Raw genomic sequence first — 17,572 nt, 5'->3', positions numbered from 1 at the left:
TGGAAAATAATTTTGTGATATTATAAAAATTTTGCTAAAAAAATAAAAGTGTGTTAAGATTGAGAAGGTTACCATATATGGAGGTGGATTATTTGTTTCAAATTGGCGATAACATCGTTTATCCAATGCACGGAGCAGGTATAATTAAAGCCATAGAAGAAAAGGAAATCTCAGGAGAAAAACAACAGTATTATGTCATAAAAATGTCGGCTAGTAATATGGAAGTAATGATTCCTATGGGGAAAATATTGAATTCAAATATACGACCAGTTACAGATCTAAAGGCATTAACACACATAATAGATGTTTTTCAACATGGAGAATCAGATAGATTACTTACGTGGAAACAAAGGTATAAATTGAACACTGATAAAATAAAAACGGGTAAAATACAAGAAGGTGCCGAAGTTGTACGTGATTTATTGCGTATGCAGAAAGAAAAAGCACTTAATGCAAGCGAAAAGAAAATGTTAGATAACGCACATGAATTTTTGATTAGTGAACTGGGATTAATTGAAGGTATCACAGAAAATCAAATAAAAAGCTTTTGTTAAGATTCATTACAAATAATGTATTACATCCCAAAAAAGATCTTGAATTTTTTGGGAATATAATTATAGAGAATCAATCATTTCAAAGACATTCAACTCTTTCAAACCACTTTTAGAGCATTAACCTCTTTTGTTATTACTACAATCAAATCCATTTTTATTTTTTAATTTCTTTTACGAATGTTCGAAGTTTAATTAAATAACTCGATAAAATAGTTACTTGATTTTTGCAATCCTGATTCACACTGGCACGGACAAGGAGCCGTAAGGATGAAAGAGAGGTAGGGCTTTCATTGTTTTAGGTATATAAGTTATTATTTCTAGAAGAATAATCAATCTCACTTCTATCGTTAAAAATTTTTCAAATCTGAGGAGAAAGTGAATAGTAATCATTTATATTTTTTGCGTAAAAAAGATAAATGAAGTGCTAACGTCATATGGTTAACTATAAAACTGGTTTCCTAATTAGGAAACCAGTTTTAATTTTATTTTTATCATTCTGTTTGTTGAATATTCGAATGTTAAATGATAAAGACGTATAAATTGACGTTGTTATCTAGGAGAAATTATGATGCGTTTATAGTTAATTTTTTATTGAAATAATAGTTAATTTAGGGGGAAGTAGGATGACAAGTTCAAACAATAAAGCAGCAAATATTTATGCAGGAACAAATATAAATAATTGGGGAGCTTTTGAAAACGTTGAAGAAACGAAGTTATTTGATCCGATCCAAATTGGATCTTGGTCTCTTCGTAATCGCATAGCGATGGCACCGATGACGAGATGTTTTGCAAATAACGAGACGGGAGTAGTTGGTGCTGACGTAGTAGAGTATTACCGAAAACGTGCTGCTGATGGGATTGGATTAATTATTACAGAGGGAATCGTCATTAGCCCAAGAGCAAAAGGGAATCCAGGAGTACCAGGTATTTATACGAAAGAGCAGGTCGATTCTTGGAAACCTGTTACGGAGGCAGTACATAAAGAAGGCGGAGCAATTATTGCACAAATATGGCATGTCGGACGCATGAGTCATCATGAAATAATTGGTGGTCAATTGCCGCAAGCACCGTCAGCAATCGCTGCAGAGGGAAATGTTCCGCGTTTCCGAAAACCGTTTGATACACCAGAAGCAATGACAATAGAAGAAATAAAAGAAGTTATCGGTCAATATGCACAAGCTGCGAAAAATGCGATCGAAGCTGGATTCGATGGCGTTGAAATTCACGGTGCACACGGATATTTAATTGATCAATTCACTTATGAATTCGCGAATAAGCGAACAGATAAATACGGTGGAGACTTAAAGCAAAGGCTAACATTTATGAAAGAAGTAACAGAGGCTGTTATAGAAGCAGTTGGAGCTGATAAAACACTTCTTCGCTTCTCTGCCTTTAAAGGTGATAACCCTACTTATATGTGGGAAAATCCAGAACTTACGATTGAGACTTTTGTAAATATGTTCAAAGAAGTTGGATTAACAATGATCCATCCGTCAACGATGAATTATACAGCAGTTATTGCTGACGGAAAGAATTTTCATCAATTAGTAAGAAAATATTGGGATGGTACTATCGTAGGAGTAGGGAATTTGAATCCGAAAGAGGCAGAAGAAGCATTGCAAGAGGGAACAATTGATGTAGCGGCATTTGGAAGACCGTTAATTGCGAACCCAGACTTTGTTCATCGAATTAAAAATGCTGAAAGTTTAGTCGAATATGATGCGAAAGAGCATCTTGCTACGTTAGTGTGAATAAGGATAAAAAGAGAACACATCGAGTGTTCTCTTTTTATTATGGAACTTCATATATAGGGGGAAGCAGAATGAATGAAGCGCTACTCGTTATTATTAGTATATTGCTCTTTTTGATGCTACTTCTAATTATCTTTTTTATCATTACATTTTTTATTAAAAAACGGACGAATCATTCTATATTAAAACTGCATCCATATTTAGGAAGGATGCGCTATTTACTTGAAAAGATAGGACCGGAATTCCGGCAATATTGGTTTGACCATGATACTGATGGAAAACCTTTTTCGCGTTACGATTTTCAAAGTGTTATGTTTTTAGCAAAATATCGTTCTGAAATACTTGGTTTTGGATCAAAACGAGATTTTGATGCTTCTGGCTATTATATTGCTAATACATTATTTCCAACATTAACAGATGAATTAAGTGTGAATCTAACGCAAGAGCGTGAGGGAAAAAAGTATGTGATTCAAAAAGAGGGGTTATTTTCAAGAAGAGAGAAATTGACAGCGGATACAACAAGCCTTTGGTTATACGAAGAAGACGATGCAATTATAGTCGGTGAAAATCGTAAATATCCATGGAAACTACATGGCATGTTCGGTGCATCAGCGACTTCTTACGGTGCAATTGGAGAAAATTATATTTTATCAACTGGGTTTGGAGCGAAAATGGCAGGTGGTTCATGGATTAATACTGGGGAAGGGGGCGTGATTCCAGAACATTTACATACAGGTGCAAATATTATCGCACAAATTGGTCCGGGGTTATTCGGATATCGTGATGAGGATGGTAATTTTTCAATGAAGGAATTTATTGAAAAAGCGAGAGAAAGCAATATTAAAGCATTTGAATTGAAATTTGGGCAAGGAGCAAAAATACGTGGTGGTCATTTAGAAGGACAGAAGGTAAATGAGAAAATTGCTTCCGTTCGGAAAGTACGAGAAGGAGAGACGATTAATTCGCCAAATCGATTTTCATTTATTAATAATGCGGCAGAGGCTTTATATTTTATTCAAAATTTGCAAGAAAACGGCGGTAAACCAGTCGGTATGAAAATTGTAATTGGTCAACAGGAGCCGTTGGAAGACTTATTGAAAACAATGAAAGAATTAAACATCTATCCAGATTTTATTACAATCGATGGTTCAGAAGGTGGATCAGGTGCAACGTATAAATCGATGGCAGATAGTATGGGGCTTCCGCTTATTCCAGCATTAATTACATTTATTGATACAGCGAGTCATTATGGGGTCCGGGATAAATTAAAGGTGTTTGCCTCTGGGAAATTAGTCACACCAGATAAAGTGGCAATCGCTTTAGCAATTGGAGCAGATGCTGTAAATTCAGCCCGTGGATTTATGATGGCAAGCGGCTGTATTATGGCACTTCAATGTAATTCAGGACAATGTCCATCAGGTGTTGCGACGACGAATCCTCACTATCAAAAAGCGTTAGATCCGTATGAGAAGAAATGGCGAGTAATGAACTATATAATTAGTATGAGATATAGTTTGTTTGCATTAGCGGCGGCAGCGGGAGTAAAGAGTCCGCGCCATTTAACGAGAGAGCATATTGTGTTTAAAGATGAGACTGGGAGGGTGATTTCTCTTTCGGAATTGTTTCCCGACGTAAGCGAGAAGTAAATGTGTAAGGATGTAGCTAAATAAAAAATATTGGTCAAAAGTCATACATTTGTATGGCTTTTTTGATTATAGGAATATAGGGAAGTTAGAAAAATATTGCTCGAATATTTCCGCTTGTCGTTTGTACCTTTTATAATATATATTTAATATACAGCAGTTGTTATAAAAATATTTTTGATGAAAAAATTAAACGGGATCCTCATTGACAATGAAAAATAATTAGATTATAATAAATCTCGAATTCGAGACAATTTCGAAGGTATTCTAAATAATAAAACCGATATTTTATATAAGAGTAAACTAAGCATATTGTAGGAACTGTAGTTTTTTTTGTTAATTATCTCGAATTCGAGATAATTTTAAATAGGATGGAATGTGTGGATTTTTAAGGGATATCTCAAATTCGAGGTAAAATAACATTACGGATTGAACTTAATCAAATGGACAAAATGAATAATGAATTTTAGCGTATAGCAGTTCTTTAAAAATGAAATAAAAAAAGGAGTGGGCAAAATGGAAAAGAAAACAATGGGGATTCATCATATTACAGCAATCGTAGGTCATCCACAAGAAAATGTAGATTTCTATGCAGGTGTATTAGGTTTGCGTTTAGTAAAACAAACAGTGAATTTTGATGATCCAGGTACGTATCACCTTTACTTTGGGGATGAAGGAGGAAAGCCAGGAACAATTATTACATTTTTCCCTTGGGCAGGTGCTCAACAAGGTGTCATAGGAGATGGGCAAGTAGGAATAACTTCATACGTTGTACCTAAAGGTACTATAGGATTTTGGGAAAAGAGATTGGAGCACTTCGATATTTCATATACAAAAATGACACGCTTTGGAGAACAGTATTTAGAATTTGATGACCCGCATGGTTTGCATCTAGAGATTGTTGAAAGAGAAGAAGGCGAAGCGAATAATTGGAGTTTTGGAGGAGTTACGCCAGAAGTTGCGATTAAAGGATTTGGTGGTGCTGTCCTTTTATCTGCACAGCCTCAAAAAACTGCCGAACTGTTAGAACATGTAATGGGACTTGAAAAAGTTGGAGAAGAGGGAGAGTTTGTTCGATTCCGTTCTTCAGCTGAAATTGGAAATGTAATTGATTTAAAGTTAAATTCTATTGGACGCGGGCAAATGGGTGTTGGTACGGTTCACCATATTGCATGGAGAGCTATTAATGATGCTGATCAATTAGACTGGAAAGAACATGTTTCACGCTTCGGATATGGTGTTACTCCTGTTCAAGATCGAAATTATTTTAATGCCATTTATTTTAGAGAGCACGGGGAAATTTTATTTGAAATTGCAACGGATCCTCCAGGATTTGCACATGATGAAACTCAAGCAACGATGGGTGAAGAATTAATGCTTCCTGAGCGATATGAACCACATAGAAAACAGATTGAACAAGCGCTATTACCAATTGAAGTAAGAGAATTAGACTAATTATATAAGTGATTGAAAGGGGATAAAGGATAATGATGAAACATGTTTTTCAAAAAGGAAAAGATGCGTCAAAACCAACACTATTATTGCTACATGGTACGGGTGGAAATGAATTAGATTTATTACCGCTTGCCGAAAGAATTGATCCAGAATCTTCTGTATTAAGTGTTCGTGGGAATGTGTTAGAAAATGGAATGCCTCGTTTCTTCCGTAGATTAGCAGAAGGTATTTTTGATGAAGAGGATCTCGTTTTCCGTACGAAGGAATTGAATGAATTTTTGAATGAAGCAGCAAAAACATATGGATTTGATAGAGATAATATTGTAGCTGTTGGGTACTCAAATGGAGCAAATATTGCAGCGAGTTTATTATTCCATTACGAAAATGCATTAAAAGGTGCCATTCTTCATCACCCAATGGTACCGAGAAGAGGGATAAAACTTCCTAATTTAGTAGAGAAAACAGTGTTTATTGCTGCTGGAACAAATGATCCGATTTGTTCATTAGCAGAGTCAGAGGAATTAAAGGCGTTACTAGAAAGTGCGAATGCTAGTGTAACAATGCACTGGGAGAATAGAGGGCATCAATTAACGATTAATGAAGTAGAAAAAGCAACAGAGTGGTATGAAAGAGTGTTTCCACATGCATAAATAATAGGCTAAATCGAGTGTGAAATCATAAAGATTTTATACTCGATTTTTTTGTTGCTATTCAGGGTGTTAAAAAGAACAGGAAAGTTATGTTAAAATATGAAGAAAAGCAAAGGGGTTCCTGTTGTGTTAATGAGCAGGAGTGTAGAAAAATCGGCAATTTGTTTTAAGAGTGTCGATTTTTTAATAATGGAGGGGAATTATTAGATGTCAAACTACGAAAATAAAGAAATGCTAACGGGAGGGAATGTCTCAAACGTATATCGTTCGAAAGATACTGTTCGACGGGAATTAAAGCAGGGCAGTACCAAAATTCATAAACTATTAAATCATTTGGAAAACAAAGGGTTTAGTTATGCACCAAAGTTTTTAGGGATTGATGAAAGAGATAGAGAGATATTATCATTTTTTGAAGGAGAAGCTGGTAATTATCCTTTAAAAGAATACATGAGGTCTAATGATGTTTTAAAAGAGATAGCGAAGATGCTCCGTCTTTATCATGATGCTGTGAGTGACTTTCCGTTATTAGATGATTGGAAACCGATGGATAATACTCCAAATAAAATAGAGGTTGTATGCCACAATGATTTTGCAATATACAACATTATTTTTAATAACGAAAAACCAGTAGGTATTATCGATTTTGATGTTGCTGCTCCGGGTCCAAGACTTTGGGACATAGCGTATACTCTTTACACTTGTGTCCCTTTAAGTAGAGTTTATTATACAGAAACAGGTGAGGCAGTTTATTATAATTCATTACAGCATGCTGACCGTATAAAGCAAAGAGTTAAATTGTTTTTTGAATCATACGGTGATGATATGGAAGAAGATTATTTGGAGATGGTATTGCTCCGATTAGAAGGGTTATGTAAATACATGAAAAGAAAAGCTAAAGAAGGCGATAGGAACTTTCAAAAAATGATAGATGAAGGACACCTTGAACATTATGAAACCGATATTAAATTCATTCGTGAACATGGAAGAGAATGGATGTAATGAAATGCGTTTTATACAAAAATAAAGCTCAGAGTCATATAGGGACTTTGAGCTTTTTAGCGTGTTATTTTAGATGTTTTCCATAATAATTGAAATACTTATAACAACTAGTAGGGGCCTTTTATTATATTGATATAGCATAGTTAAGAGTTTGGTACAGGCTGAGATGCAGTGATTGGTAATTGGATATCAACAGTTGTTCCTTTATTTAATTCACTTGAAATGAATAGTTTTCCGTGATGCTCTTGGATGATTTTATAGCATATCATTAAGCCGAGACCAGTTCCTTTTTCTTTTAAGCTATAAAAAGGTTCTCCAAGACGTGACATGCGCTCTTCAGGTATTCCACACCCTTCATCAATAATGCGTATTGAAATAAAATCATTTTCTAACGATGTTGTTTGAATAAAGATGTTGCCCCCATTCGGCATCGCCTCGATGGCATTTTTTAATATGTTAATAAAAACTTGTTTTAATTGATTACTGTCACATTGAATGTCAGAAGTATGATTAAAATGGTCCATAATGATATGAACACTATGCATAATAGCAGTTGGTAAAATAAAAGTTACTACTTCTTCAATTAATGTTTGTATGTTGCAAGTATGAATAGAAAGCACTTGTGGTTTAGACATCGCCATAAATTGGCTTGTTATGGATTCCATTTGTGAAATTTCACTCAGCATAACGTCTACATACCATTTATTTTCCTCATTTATCTCTGGATGTAATAATGTTAAAAATCCTTTCAATGAAGTTAGCGGGTTTCTAATTTCATGCGCAATTCCAGCTGTCAGTTGTCCTACTACTGCAAGCTTTTCGGATTTTCGTAATAATTTTTCAGTTTCCTTTAGTTCGGTAACATCCCTTCCCATCACTATAAGACCTTTGCGGGAGCCATCAGGGTGGAAGAGTGGGACTTTTGAAATACTTAAAATTAGGTCGAAATCATCTCTATGTATAATAAATTCTTCACCGTGAAGAATTTGTCCTTTTTGCCATGTTAGTTCATCAACTTCTTCACAATGTAAAAAAGCTTCTCGGTACGCTTCGTTATATTGAATGAGTTCACTATCTTTCTTTCCATGATAGGGTACATTATGGAAAGCGAAGCAAGAAAGTGCATAGTCATTCGCTTCAAGCCAGCGTCCTTCATGATCTTTAAATATAACAAACGCAGGCATTGAATTCATTAATGTGCGCAATCGTTTCTCACTATCTTTTAATACTTTCTCAATTCTATCTGATTTTTCAAGGGGTTTCATAATGGCGTATACACCTGTTAAACGGTTTTCAACAAAAATAGGAACTAATTTTGTTACGACATCTAGTAAATATCCGTCTTTATGATAAATAGAGATAATATACTCTTTTTGATCATTAGCTGCAGTATTTTTTATGTATTGTAGCACTTGATCAGAAATATGTGCTTCTAAAATAGAAGTGATTGTTTTACGCTCTAATTCGTTAGAAGTGTAACCTAATATTCTTTCAGCAGAGGGATTAATATGTAAAATAACTCCTTCTAAACTCAATGAAATAATACTATCAGGATTATGTTCAAAAAGAGAGGCGTACATTTCTGCTAAAGAACGACTTTGTATATGGTTTCGCCAGCGTCCAGATACATTCGGATGACGCTTTTTTTGAGTAGATGAATATTTTTTACGACTCATAATATTTCCTCCGTACAATTAGCATCTAAAAAAGATGGATCTATTAATAACTATAATATAGGTGTGACATGTATTTCTATAAAAAATGGAAATTACATAATAAAATTTCTTTTTTTATTATTAGTAGAAGGTATAAAAGGTAGTAATAAGAGAATCTTATATTGCTTTATTAATTTTCTGTAAGTTACATGAATGTGTTTTCGTTATAACATTAGAATAGAAGAGGGGGAGAAAAATGAAAAGTTATATTCAAGGAATTGATCATGTACAAGTGGCGGCACCTGTAGGATGTGAGGAAGAAGCACGAGAATTTTATGGTAATAAAATTGGTATGGAGGAAATTCCGAAGCCAGAAGAGTTAAAGAAGCGTGGCGGATGTTGGTTTAAGTGTGGAAATCAAGAAATTCATATCGGAGTCGAGCAAAACTTTATACCAGCTAAAAAGGCGCATCCAGCTTTTTATGTTTTTAAAATTGACGAATTTAAACAAGAATTAATACAACAAGGTATTGAGGTAATAGATGATAATGCACGCCCAGATGTAATTAGATTTTACGTATCAGATCCATTTGGAAATAGAATTGAATTTATGCAAAATAAAAACTAGGTGGAGTTCCACCTAGTTTTTTACGCTTTTCTAAACAATCCTAATACTTCAACAGTTTCTGTAATATTAACGAATGCATGAGGATCAATTTCGGAAATAGTTAGTTTCATACTTGCTAACTCTTCTCGTGAAACAACAGTCATAAGTACACGTTTTTTTTCATTTGAATAAGCACCTTCGCCGTCAAGAAGTGTAATTCCACGTACAACAGTAGAAAGGAGTTTCTTTTTCATTTCTTCTGCTTGATTTGTTACAATCATAAGTGTAACTTTACGATGTTTCGTATGAACGGCATCAATTACTTTACCAGTTACATAAATTGAAAGTAAGCTTGTTAGTGCAACATCCCAGGTAAAGAAAAATCCTGCAATGACAACAACAACTGTGTTTAACAGAATAAGGAAACCGCCAAGTTTAATATCTCTTTTACGAGATAACAACATACCGATAATATCAAAACCACCAGTTGAACCATGGCAGTTGAAGACAAGGCCAATACCAGCTCCGGCGATGACACCTCCAAATACAGATGATAAAAGTGGGTCTGTTGCTACGACTTTTACAGGAATATAATATAGTGCAACAGATAATACAATTACAGAGACAACTGTGTTAAAAATTACTTTTTTTCCAAGTCCTATGTATCCTAAAATGAGGATAGGTAAGTTCAATACGAAGTTAATAATACCTGTGTTTACAGGGGTTACAATTCCTAAAATAATAGCAATTCCGCCAATTCCACTACTTAAAATTTTATGGGGGATAAGGAAAAGATTAAAGGCAATTGCAATAATAATAGAACCAAAAATAACACCAAGAAATCTGACCATCTTTTTCCCGTCCTTCATTAAATAATCATATTATTTCAAGATTATATATGAAATTAAAAGTTTTAGGGGAAAACAGTTTATTTTGGGAAATTAGATTAATCTAAAGAATTTGAGTATTCGATAATTTGGGAGGGGATACAAAAATGAAGGTAACAACGTATCAAAAGAAAAGCCCTTTAAAACAAGAATGTGAGGATTCATTTTTTTGTAATGAAGATAATATAGTTTACGGTGTATGTGATGGCGCAACGCCACTTGTCCCATTTTTTGATGAAGAAGGGCATAATGGAGCACACATCGCTTCGCATTTATTTGCAAGTCATTTTACTTCGTTACGGGAGAATATCAGTTTACAAGTTGCAGTTGCAAAAGCGAATGAATTATTGCAGAACAAAATGCTAGAATATAAGGTTTATACGGGAAAAAAAGATCATTTATGGTGTACATGTATTGCAGCAGTTCGAGTAGATGGCGAGAAACTTGAATATGTGCAGCTAGGTGATTGTATGATTGTTGCGATACATCAAGATGGAACGATGCAAGTATTAACGAAAGATACAGTTAAAGGAATTAGTAAACGCGCAAAAAAGAAAAGAGAAGAAGACCGTAAAAAAGGGCTATCTGTACCGGAAGAACACGTTTTTCAGGATGTTCGAGAGCAGTTAAAATACAATCGTTATCTTGCAAATATGCCGAATGGCTACTCAGTCGCAAATGGTATGAAGGAAGCGATGACCTATTTACAACATGGGGAATTATATGTAGCCGACGTAAGTGGGATCTTTATTTGTTCGGACGGATTGTTCCACCCAGATTGGCCACTAGAACAAACTGTAGCATATATAAGAAAGAATAGTATAAAAGAATATGTAGCAATCATTGAAGAGTTAGAAGGGGAAAATAGAATAAGACCGGATGATAAAACAGTTATTATGATCGATTTTTAAGAGGAGGACGTTCACATGGAAATTAAATGTGCAAATTTAACATTTCAAGATGAGTTAGTTCCTTTAGAAAAAGTAAATAAACTTATTATCCACCATACGTCAGAAGATGGATGGGATGTGTATAAAACTCACGAATTTCATCAAAAAGTAAGAGGGTGGAGCGGGATTGGTTACAATTACTTTATTGAAGAAGATGGAACTGTAGTCGAAGGACGAGGTTTACATATTGGAGCACATGCGAAAGATAATAATAGTGATACAATTGGAATATGTATGACGGGAAATTTTGATACATACGATCCTACTACTGCGCAAATGAATTCACTATATTCTTTATGCAAGACATTAATGAATCAATTTTCTATAAGTAAAGAAAATATACTTGGTCATCGTGAATTAGAAGGAGTTACAAAAACTTGTCCAGGAAATCGCTTTTCTATGGTAGAGTTAAGAAAAGTATTATCTTAAATATAGGGGAGTAAATAATGATGATGAATATAAAAATACCGACTGATAAAAAAGAAGAGCTTGTAGCACAAATCCAGCAGTTTTTCGTTGAAGAAGATTTAGATGAGATTGGACGTTTCCAAGCAGAACGTTTAATAGAAGAAATGATAAAGTTAGTAGGACCATTTGCATACAATCAAGCAATTGGAGATGCAAGAAAACTTGTAACTGAAAAACTATCTAATATTGAAGAAGATTTGTATGTGTTAGAGAAGAGCGAAGGTAAATAAAAAAGAGCCATTTGGCTCTTTTTTATTTATTTTCTTTATGCTCTTTATATTCATGTACTTTTTCTTTTACATTACCGACAGTAATTTTGGCAGTACCTTTTATCTTATCCCACTTTCCTTCAGCTTGTAATTTCTTATTGTCTGTTACTTTCCCGACAACTTCCTTTACTTCGCCTTTTACTTTATCAATGGTACCTTCTACTTTTTCTTTTAAACCATGCTCATGCTTTGTCATACATTTCTCCTCCTTGTAGTTTGATTAGAATTCTCTTTTCATATAGCAAGTTGAATGATGTATCTAGTAATAGCGTAACAAATACAGTTTGAATATTCAAATGATTGATAGGATAGAAATAGAATTGTCATAAAATGTATATAATTGTAATGGGAAGAGAAAGAAAGTTAATTATATGTCTTTTCAGTCCATATGGATTTTGTATAAGCGATTTTCAAATGAGCGCGTTCCATATTATTTTGACTACTGCTACCAAATCGAGCTTGTCCAACTATTAAATTGCAATTTGATTCAATCGCTGTCTCAATTCGTTTTTGAATTAATGCAGTATGACAACCTTTACGTTGAAATTCTGGCAATGTAGCAGAAGCAGCTAGTGAGGCAATACCTTTATTTATATATATGACACCGATGCTTGCTGGAATATTTTGAACTTCGGCTATGAAAAAATGCCACCCTGGCTGATTGTAAAGAATTTCGTTATTTTGACGAACGCCATCTTTTGTAAATGATGGCATATTAAATCCGCGAACATAAATGTCTGCAAAAGTATGAAACTCATTTTCTTTGAGTTTGCGTACCGAAATATTAGAAGGAAGAGAAGGTGAATTTTGTCTAGGTTTATTATATAAAGCTGTATGGAAGTTAGATTGAAAAAATCCCTTTTGTGATAAATATTGAAATAGTTCAGTTGTGGCTTGAGCCGGTGTAATTTCAAAACGGCAAGGAATTTGTAGTGATCGATAATAAGAGATGATTTCATCAATCTCATTTGTATTTGAAAAGGTAATGCCTTTTACTGTGTTAAAAGCAGGACCAGCAATTACTTTTGATGAAAAGGCAGTGGCACTCCCAAACTTTTTCATTTGTACTTGCATTGGATTTCCGGTTATCAATTGTAAGGCTTCTAATCTAGAAGATAGCATGTCAATTTCTGCGCTTTCAATTTCTTTAGCCGTATCGAGTGTCATAATAGTAGTCATAAAATTCCTCCATCAATAAATATAATACATAGTATAAATACGATTTTTGTGCTAGGATTCCTGTTGCAATTTAAGAGAACAACAGGTTTTTTGGAAGGGAATTGGAAGTGCACTGTCGAAGGGAGTAGAAATAGATTAAAGGTGGTGCTCTCATGAGGAAGAACGACGTGCAGACATGCTCTAATTGCGGTTCTCATAATATAGGAGAAGGTGAGTTTGTCGGCTATGCACAAATACGGAAAAAAGAGACGATGTTTACATCATCTCCGGTAGATGCTTACGTTTGTACGGATTGTGGTCATATCCTTTTATTAAAAGTACGAAATTATGAAAAGTTTAAACAAAAGCCGTTATGATTGTTGAGAAGTGGATATATCCAACTCTGTATACAAGTCGTCTTCTATTAAGGAAGATTGATATGAGTGATACTTTACATATATATGAATACGCCTCAGACAACGAGTTGACAACTTATACTGCCACCAATCGTTACATGATACGAAAATATTTTTAGAAGAAATTGTGAGTCAATATGAGAAAGAAAAAGTAGCTCCCCTTGGAATAGTATTAAAAGAGGAACAAAAGCTCATAGGGGCGTGTGGATTTATAAAATATAATTCAACTGAACATAAAGCGGAAATTGCATACGCTTTATCACGAAAATATTGGGGAAGAGGATTAGCTATCGAGGCTGCGTTAGCTTTTTTTAGCTATGGTTTTAATGAGTTACATCTTAATAGCATTGAAGCGAGATGTAATTCAGAAAATGAAGCATCTGAGAGATTAATGAAACGATTGAATATGGAGTATGAGTGTACGATTAAAGAGGATTTGTTCGTTAAAGGTAAGTATCGTAATACGAAAAGATATAGTATATCGAGAACGCAATATATAAATGAATAGAAATTTTTATATGGAAACCTCCTTTAAATTAAATTGTTTAGGGGAGATTTTTTTATTTATTATAACAAATATTCCCTTTAATTGTTATAATTGGTTACTGTAGAGGCTAATTTTTGGTGAGGTTGTAAACATACAAGATAGACAGTTAAATCGTATATAAGCACCTTATATAACATAATCGCAACCGTAAGTTGACAAAGTGCAACCGTAGGAAGATAGAGATAAGAGCAATGTTTACATACAATTTAGTTAAGAAAACAAAGGGGGACACACATATGGGATTTGGTGAGAAACTTTTTAAATTAAGAAAGGAAAAGGGTCTTTCTCAAGAAGCGTTAGCTGAGAAATTAAACACAACAAGGCAAGCGGTTAGTAAATGGGAAAATGGCCAAGGCTTTCCTGAAACTGAAAAACTAATAATGATTGGAAATGTATTTGAAGTATCTCTTGATTACTTATTAAAAGAAACTGCTGAACAAAGTAATGAAAAGGAACAAGGTTTTTATGTAAGTAGAGAAATGGCAGAAGGGTATGTAGTGTACGGACAAAAAATTTCTAAATATATCGCGTTAGGATTTAGTTTGCTCATTCTATCGACGATACCGTATTTATTATTTAAGGAAGATGTAACAATGTCTACATTTCTTGTAATTATTATTGCTGTCCTTGGAATTGGAGCAATGATGGTACCTGTAACTATAGAAGAGAGTCGATACAATGTATTGAAAAAGGAAGAACTACTATTTGATCAAAACTTCCTAAAAGAATTGACAAAAAGATATACGACTATTAAGAAGAAATATGCTGCAGTAGTGATCGTTGGATTTTGTTTCATAGCAGCAGGGGCAATTCCATTTTTGTTTGAGAAAAAGCGTATTACTTCAGGGGAATTAGTGCAGTATTATCCGTACTGCGTTGTACTTATTGCTATCGGATTCTATCTTTTTGTTCGTGTATTAGGAGTGTTAGAAACGTACAGAATTTTAGTGGAAAATAAAGAATATAGCAATCGTTTCATTTTTAAATTGAAAAAGAAAGTAAGGAAAAAGGTAGATAGTTTTTAAATAGGAGAGGAACATGTTTTGAATAATTTACTTTCAAGACATGTTTTTTTGTTTCTGAATTATTTCCAAAGAAATAATTCAGAAAATACAGAAAAATATCGTAATTATTTGTAGAAGTCTGTTATAATATACAAAAATGAAAACGCTTTAAAGGGAGGCTGTAAACCATATGATGATGAATGTACCGCTAACAATTAGTTCTATGATGGAAAGGGCAGAAAAACTTTTCCCGAAGAAAGAAATCGTTTCTCGAACACATGATACAGTTACAACATTAACGTATAAGCAGTTAGGAGAAAGGACGAGAAGACTTTCAAGTGCGTTAAAAAATCTTGGAATTAAAGAAGGCGAGCGTATCGGAACGTTAGCGTGGAATCATCATCGACATGTGGAAGCATATTTTGCTATTCCAGGTATTGCTTCCGTTTTGCACACAATTAATATTCGTTTATCTCCTCAACATATATCATATATTATTCAGCATGCAGAAGACCGTATTTTACTTATTGATGAAGATCTAGTACCGCTCGTTGAGAATATCCAATCTGAATTATCGACTGTACAAGCGTACATTATAATGACTGATAAAGATGAGCTCCCAAAAACTACGCTTCATCCTGTATTCCATTATGAGAAACTTTTAGCAGAAGGCGATCCGAAATTCCAATTTGTAAAAGATATTGATGAAACCACACCTGCGGGTATGTGTTATACGTCAGCGACTACAGGAAATCCAAAAGGTGTTGTATATACACATCGTAGTACAGTGCTGCACTGTATGGCACTCGGATTAGCAGATACGACAGCTTTATCGGAAAGTGATGCAGCGATGGCCATTGTACCAATGTTTCATGTGAATGCTTGGGGACTTCCTTTTGCAGCTACTTGGTTTGGGGCAAAACAAGTTCTTCCGGGACCGATGTTTACCCCGAAAATTCTATTAGAAATGATTCAAACAGAAAAAGTAACGATAGCTGCGGGTGTGCCGACAATTTGGCTCGGTGTTTTACAAGAGTTAGAAAATAATAGTTACGATTTATCTAGTATTACGAGAATACTATGCGGTGGTGCAGCTGCACCGAAAAGTGTTATTAAAGCATTTGAGCAAAAATATAATGTTCCTTTCGTACATGCATATGGCATGACTGAAACAAGTCCACTTGTAACGCTTGCACGTTTAAAAAGCTATGAAACAGATTTGGCGTATGAAGAACAACTTGAGATTCGTTCGAAGCAAGGATATCTTGTCCCTGGTGTAGAGATGAAGGTAGTTGGTGCAGAGGGGGAAGTGAAGTGGGATGGTACTGAAATGGGAGAACTATGTTTACGAGCACCTTGGATCGCTGCAAGCTATTATAACGATGATCGTACGGTGGAAGGGTTCCGTGATGGATGGTTATATACTGGCGATGTCGTTACAGTCGATGAGGAAGGTTGCGTAAAAATTGTTGATCGTACGAAGGATGTTATTAAAAGCGGGGGAGAGTGGATTTCCTCAGTTGATCTTGAAAATGCTTTAATGGCACATGATGCTATATTTGAAGCGGCTGTTGTTGCAGTACCTCATCCGCAGTGGCAAGAGCGTCCAGTTGCCTGTGTTGTTCAAAAGAAAAATAGCACTGTTACAAAAGAGGAACTATATGAGTTTTTAAAACCGCAGTTTGCAAAATGGTGGTTGCCAGACGATATTGTATTTATGGAAGAAATACCGAAAACATCTGTTGGGAAGTTTTTAAAACAGGCGCTTAGGAAAGAGCTTGAGCATTTGCATAAAGAAAAATAAATAGAATCCTATTTGTAAACTTGAGTCATGTTAAGGTTGACAAATGATTAATAGAAAGATAATATAACACCTGTAATATGTTATCTAAAATCATTTTTAAGTTTACAAATAGGAGAAGCAAACATGAATACAAAAAACTTAGTTTTCGTCGCTTTATTTAGTTCAATTATGGGAGTGCTAGGGTTAATACCTCCAATTGCTCTTTCTATTACACCAGTTCCTATTACATTACAGTCACTTGGAGTTATGCTTGCGGGTGGACTATTAGGATCACGCCTTGGTGCACTAAGTCAGCTTATTTTCTTACTTATTGTAGGAGCTGGAGCACCACTACTTGCGGGTGGACGTGGAGGTCCAGGGGTATTTGTTGGTCCAAGTGCAGGATATTTACTTGGTTATATTGTAGGAGCATTTGTAATTGGCTATTTAATTGAGCGTTTACGTGAAGTTTCTATTATAAAAGTATTATGCATAAATATAATTGGTGGTATTTTCGTTGTTTATGTATTTGGTATTATTGTACAAGCTTTCGTAATGGATATTTCCATATGGCAAACGATGAAAGTAAGTGTCGTGTTTTTACCAGGTGATTGCATAAAAGCGATTATAGCAGCAATTCTCGTGACAAAATTACATCGTTCATTGAAACATATTATTACGCCTGCTTTGAAAAATGGAAAATTTACAAATGCGGGATAAGAAAGAGGAGAAACACGTTAATCGCGTGTTTCTTTTTGTTATTTTGTAAAGAAAGG

General features: G+C 34.6%; 18 protein-coding genes and 1 pseudogene. 15 read left to right on the top strand and 4 right to left on the bottom strand.

What is annotated here, in order from left to right:
- The first annotated feature begins 92 nt into the window (after positions 1-92).
- The 6 genes from ACTFQM_RS13320 to ACTFQM_RS13295 all read left to right on the top strand — a co-directional run bounded on the left by ACTFQM_RS13320 (position 93) and on the right by ACTFQM_RS13295 (position 7,052).
- Positions 93-554 carry a CarD family transcriptional regulator gene (locus ACTFQM_RS13320; protein WP_440034770.1) on the top strand — a complete coding sequence of 154 codons (462 nt, stop codon included), beginning with the start codon at positions 93-95 and terminating at the stop codon, positions 552-554.
- 623 nt (positions 555-1,177) lie between these two features.
- Positions 1,178-2,305, top strand: a complete 1,128-nt coding sequence (locus ACTFQM_RS13315) for an alkene reductase (RefSeq protein ID WP_440034768.1) — start codon at positions 1,178-1,180, stop codon at positions 2,303-2,305.
- Positions 2,306-2,376: 71 nt separating this feature from the next.
- Entirely contained in the window at positions 2,377-3,951 is a 1,575-nt protein-coding gene (locus ACTFQM_RS13310; protein ID WP_440034766.1) for a glutamate synthase-related protein, read from the top strand.
- A gap of 513 nt (positions 3,952-4,464) precedes the next feature.
- Complete coding sequence (locus tag ACTFQM_RS13305; RefSeq protein WP_002172919.1) at positions 4,465-5,403, top strand: ring-cleaving dioxygenase; 939 nt, start codon at positions 4,465-4,467, stop codon at positions 5,401-5,403.
- 32 nt (positions 5,404-5,435) lie between these two features.
- Positions 5,436-6,053: an alpha/beta hydrolase gene (locus tag ACTFQM_RS13300; protein ID WP_440034763.1), complete on the top strand. Its 618-nt coding sequence runs from the start codon at positions 5,436-5,438 to the stop codon at positions 6,051-6,053.
- 207 nt (positions 6,054-6,260) lie between these two features.
- On the top strand, positions 6,261-7,052 hold the full coding sequence (locus tag ACTFQM_RS13295) for a phosphotransferase (RefSeq protein WP_440034761.1): 792 nt from the start codon (positions 6,261-6,263) through the stop codon (positions 7,050-7,052).
- 143 nt (positions 7,053-7,195) lie between these two features.
- On the opposite strand, the gene ACTFQM_RS13290 is transcribed toward ACTFQM_RS13295, so the two are convergent.
- Positions 7,196-8,728 carry a BA3702 family sensor histidine kinase gene (locus tag ACTFQM_RS13290; protein ID WP_440034759.1) on the bottom strand — a complete coding sequence of 511 codons (1,533 nt, stop codon included), beginning with the start codon at positions 8,726-8,728 and terminating at the stop codon, positions 7,196-7,198.
- 235 nt (positions 8,729-8,963) lie between these two features.
- On the opposite strand from ACTFQM_RS13290, the gene ACTFQM_RS13285 reads away from it, so the two are divergent.
- A complete protein-coding gene (locus ACTFQM_RS13285; protein ID WP_025148052.1) occupies positions 8,964-9,335 on the top strand; it encodes a VOC family protein in 372 nt (123 codons plus the stop codon).
- 20 nt (positions 9,336-9,355) lie between these two features.
- Here the strand turns inward: ACTFQM_RS13285 and ACTFQM_RS13280 are convergent, their stop codons facing one another.
- Entirely contained in the window at positions 9,356-10,165 is an 810-nt protein-coding gene (locus tag ACTFQM_RS13280; protein ID WP_025148053.1) for a YitT family protein, read from the bottom strand.
- A gap of 143 nt (positions 10,166-10,308) precedes the next feature.
- On the opposite strand from ACTFQM_RS13280, the gene ACTFQM_RS13275 reads away from it, so the two are divergent.
- The 3 genes from ACTFQM_RS13275 to ACTFQM_RS13265 are packed head-to-tail and all read left to right on the top strand — an operon-like array spanning position 10,309 to position 11,849.
- Positions 10,309-11,112, top strand: coding sequence for a protein phosphatase 2C domain-containing protein (locus ACTFQM_RS13275; RefSeq protein ID WP_440034756.1), 804 nt, complete (start codon positions 10,309-10,311; stop codon positions 11,110-11,112).
- Positions 11,113-11,127: 15 nt separating this feature from the next.
- Positions 11,128-11,580 (top strand): peptidoglycan recognition protein family protein, encoded by a 453-nt coding sequence (locus tag ACTFQM_RS13270; protein ID WP_440034753.1) that lies wholly within the window; start codon positions 11,128-11,130, stop codon positions 11,578-11,580.
- Positions 11,581-11,597: 17 nt separating this feature from the next.
- The gene (locus ACTFQM_RS13265) at positions 11,598-11,849 is read left to right on the top strand and encodes a DUF2164 domain-containing protein (RefSeq protein ID WP_002018980.1); all 252 of its coding nucleotides are present in this window, start codon (positions 11,598-11,600) and stop codon (positions 11,847-11,849) included.
- Between the two features lie 22 nt (positions 11,850-11,871).
- On the opposite strand, the gene ACTFQM_RS13260 is transcribed toward ACTFQM_RS13265, so the two are convergent.
- Together ACTFQM_RS13260 and ACTFQM_RS13255 are read right to left on the bottom strand one after the other, a co-directional pair.
- Positions 11,872-12,084: a CsbD family protein gene (locus ACTFQM_RS13260; RefSeq protein ID WP_025148056.1), complete on the bottom strand. Its 213-nt coding sequence runs from the start codon at positions 12,082-12,084 to the stop codon at positions 11,872-11,874.
- A gap of 167 nt (positions 12,085-12,251) precedes the next feature.
- Positions 12,252-13,067, bottom strand: a complete 816-nt coding sequence (locus ACTFQM_RS13255) for a GNAT family N-acetyltransferase (RefSeq protein WP_440034751.1) — start codon at positions 13,065-13,067, stop codon at positions 12,252-12,254.
- A 152-nt stretch (positions 13,068-13,219) separates the two neighbouring features.
- Between ACTFQM_RS13255 and ACTFQM_RS13250 the strand changes: the two genes are divergently transcribed.
- The 5 genes and pseudogenes from ACTFQM_RS13250 to ACTFQM_RS13230 all read left to right on the top strand — a co-directional run bounded on the left by ACTFQM_RS13250 (position 13,220) and on the right by ACTFQM_RS13230 (position 17,516).
- Complete coding sequence (locus ACTFQM_RS13250; RefSeq protein ID WP_048371406.1) at positions 13,220-13,423, top strand: hypothetical protein; 204 nt, start codon at positions 13,220-13,222, stop codon at positions 13,421-13,423.
- Positions 13,420-13,970: pseudogene (locus ACTFQM_RS13245) on the top strand (GNAT family N-acetyltransferase). Before ACTFQM_RS13250 ends, ACTFQM_RS13245 begins: the two are co-directional and overlap by 4 nt.
- A 275-nt stretch (positions 13,971-14,245) precedes the next feature.
- Positions 14,246-15,034, top strand: coding sequence for a helix-turn-helix domain-containing protein (locus ACTFQM_RS13240; RefSeq protein WP_002172908.1), 789 nt, complete (start codon positions 14,246-14,248; stop codon positions 15,032-15,034).
- A 169-nt stretch (positions 15,035-15,203) separates the two neighbouring features.
- Positions 15,204-16,817, top strand: coding sequence for a long-chain fatty acid--CoA ligase (locus ACTFQM_RS13235; protein ID WP_440034750.1), 1,614 nt, complete (start codon positions 15,204-15,206; stop codon positions 16,815-16,817).
- Between the two features lie 123 nt (positions 16,818-16,940).
- Positions 16,941-17,516, top strand: a complete 576-nt coding sequence (locus ACTFQM_RS13230) for a biotin transporter BioY (RefSeq protein ID WP_328060453.1) — start codon at positions 16,941-16,943, stop codon at positions 17,514-17,516.
- Positions 17,517-17,572 lie beyond the last annotated feature (56 nt).

Source organism: Bacillus cereus group sp. MYBK30-2, assembly GCF_051915945.1.
Taxonomy (GTDB): Bacteria; Bacillota; Bacilli; order Bacillales; family Bacillaceae_G; genus Bacillus_A; species Bacillus_A paramycoides.
The sequence above is the reverse complement of the archived record's forward strand: the minus strand, read 5'-3'. Positions and strand labels throughout refer to the sequence as shown.

Excerpts from the sequence above, each read along its gene's own strand:
- ACTFQM_RS13295 (WP_440034761.1), top strand. The coding sequence starts at position 6,261 with ATGTCAAACTACGAAAATAAAGAAATGCTAACGGGAGGGAATGTCTCA.
- ACTFQM_RS13285 (WP_025148052.1), top strand. The coding sequence starts at position 8,964 with ATGAAAAGTTATATTCAAGGAATTGATCATGTACAAGTGGCGGCACCT.
- ACTFQM_RS13290 (WP_440034759.1), bottom strand. The coding sequence starts at position 8,728 with ATGAGTCGTAAAAAATATTCATCTACTCAAAAAAAGCGTCATCCGAAT.
- ACTFQM_RS13270 (WP_440034753.1), top strand. The coding sequence starts at position 11,128 with ATGGAAATTAAATGTGCAAATTTAACATTTCAAGATGAGTTAGTTCCT.
- ACTFQM_RS13300 (WP_440034763.1), top strand. The coding sequence starts at position 5,436 with ATGATGAAACATGTTTTTCAAAAAGGAAAAGATGCGTCAAAACCAACA.
- ACTFQM_RS13275 (WP_440034756.1), top strand. The coding sequence starts at position 10,309 with ATGAAGGTAACAACGTATCAAAAGAAAAGCCCTTTAAAACAAGAATGT.
- ACTFQM_RS13255 (WP_440034751.1), bottom strand. The coding sequence starts at position 13,067 with ATGACTACTATTATGACACTCGATACGGCTAAAGAAATTGAAAGCGCA.
- ACTFQM_RS13230 (WP_328060453.1), top strand. The coding sequence starts at position 16,941 with ATGAATACAAAAAACTTAGTTTTCGTCGCTTTATTTAGTTCAATTATG.
- ACTFQM_RS13260 (WP_025148056.1), bottom strand. The coding sequence starts at position 12,084 with ATGACAAAGCATGAGCATGGTTTAAAAGAAAAAGTAGAAGGTACCATT.
- ACTFQM_RS13305 (WP_002172919.1), top strand. The coding sequence starts at position 4,465 with ATGGAAAAGAAAACAATGGGGATTCATCATATTACAGCAATCGTAGGT.
- ACTFQM_RS13280 (WP_025148053.1), bottom strand. The coding sequence starts at position 10,165 with ATGGTCAGATTTCTTGGTGTTATTTTTGGTTCTATTATTATTGCAATT.
- ACTFQM_RS13235 (WP_440034750.1), top strand. The coding sequence starts at position 15,204 with ATGATGATGAATGTACCGCTAACAATTAGTTCTATGATGGAAAGGGCA.
- ACTFQM_RS13240 (WP_002172908.1), top strand. The coding sequence starts at position 14,246 with ATGGGATTTGGTGAGAAACTTTTTAAATTAAGAAAGGAAAAGGGTCTT.
- ACTFQM_RS13265 (WP_002018980.1), top strand. The coding sequence starts at position 11,598 with ATGATGATGAATATAAAAATACCGACTGATAAAAAAGAAGAGCTTGTA.
- ACTFQM_RS13315 (WP_440034768.1), top strand. The coding sequence starts at position 1,178 with ATGACAAGTTCAAACAATAAAGCAGCAAATATTTATGCAGGAACAAAT.
- ACTFQM_RS13310 (WP_440034766.1), top strand. The coding sequence starts at position 2,377 with ATGAATGAAGCGCTACTCGTTATTATTAGTATATTGCTCTTTTTGATG.
- ACTFQM_RS13250 (WP_048371406.1), top strand. The coding sequence starts at position 13,220 with ATGAGGAAGAACGACGTGCAGACATGCTCTAATTGCGGTTCTCATAAT.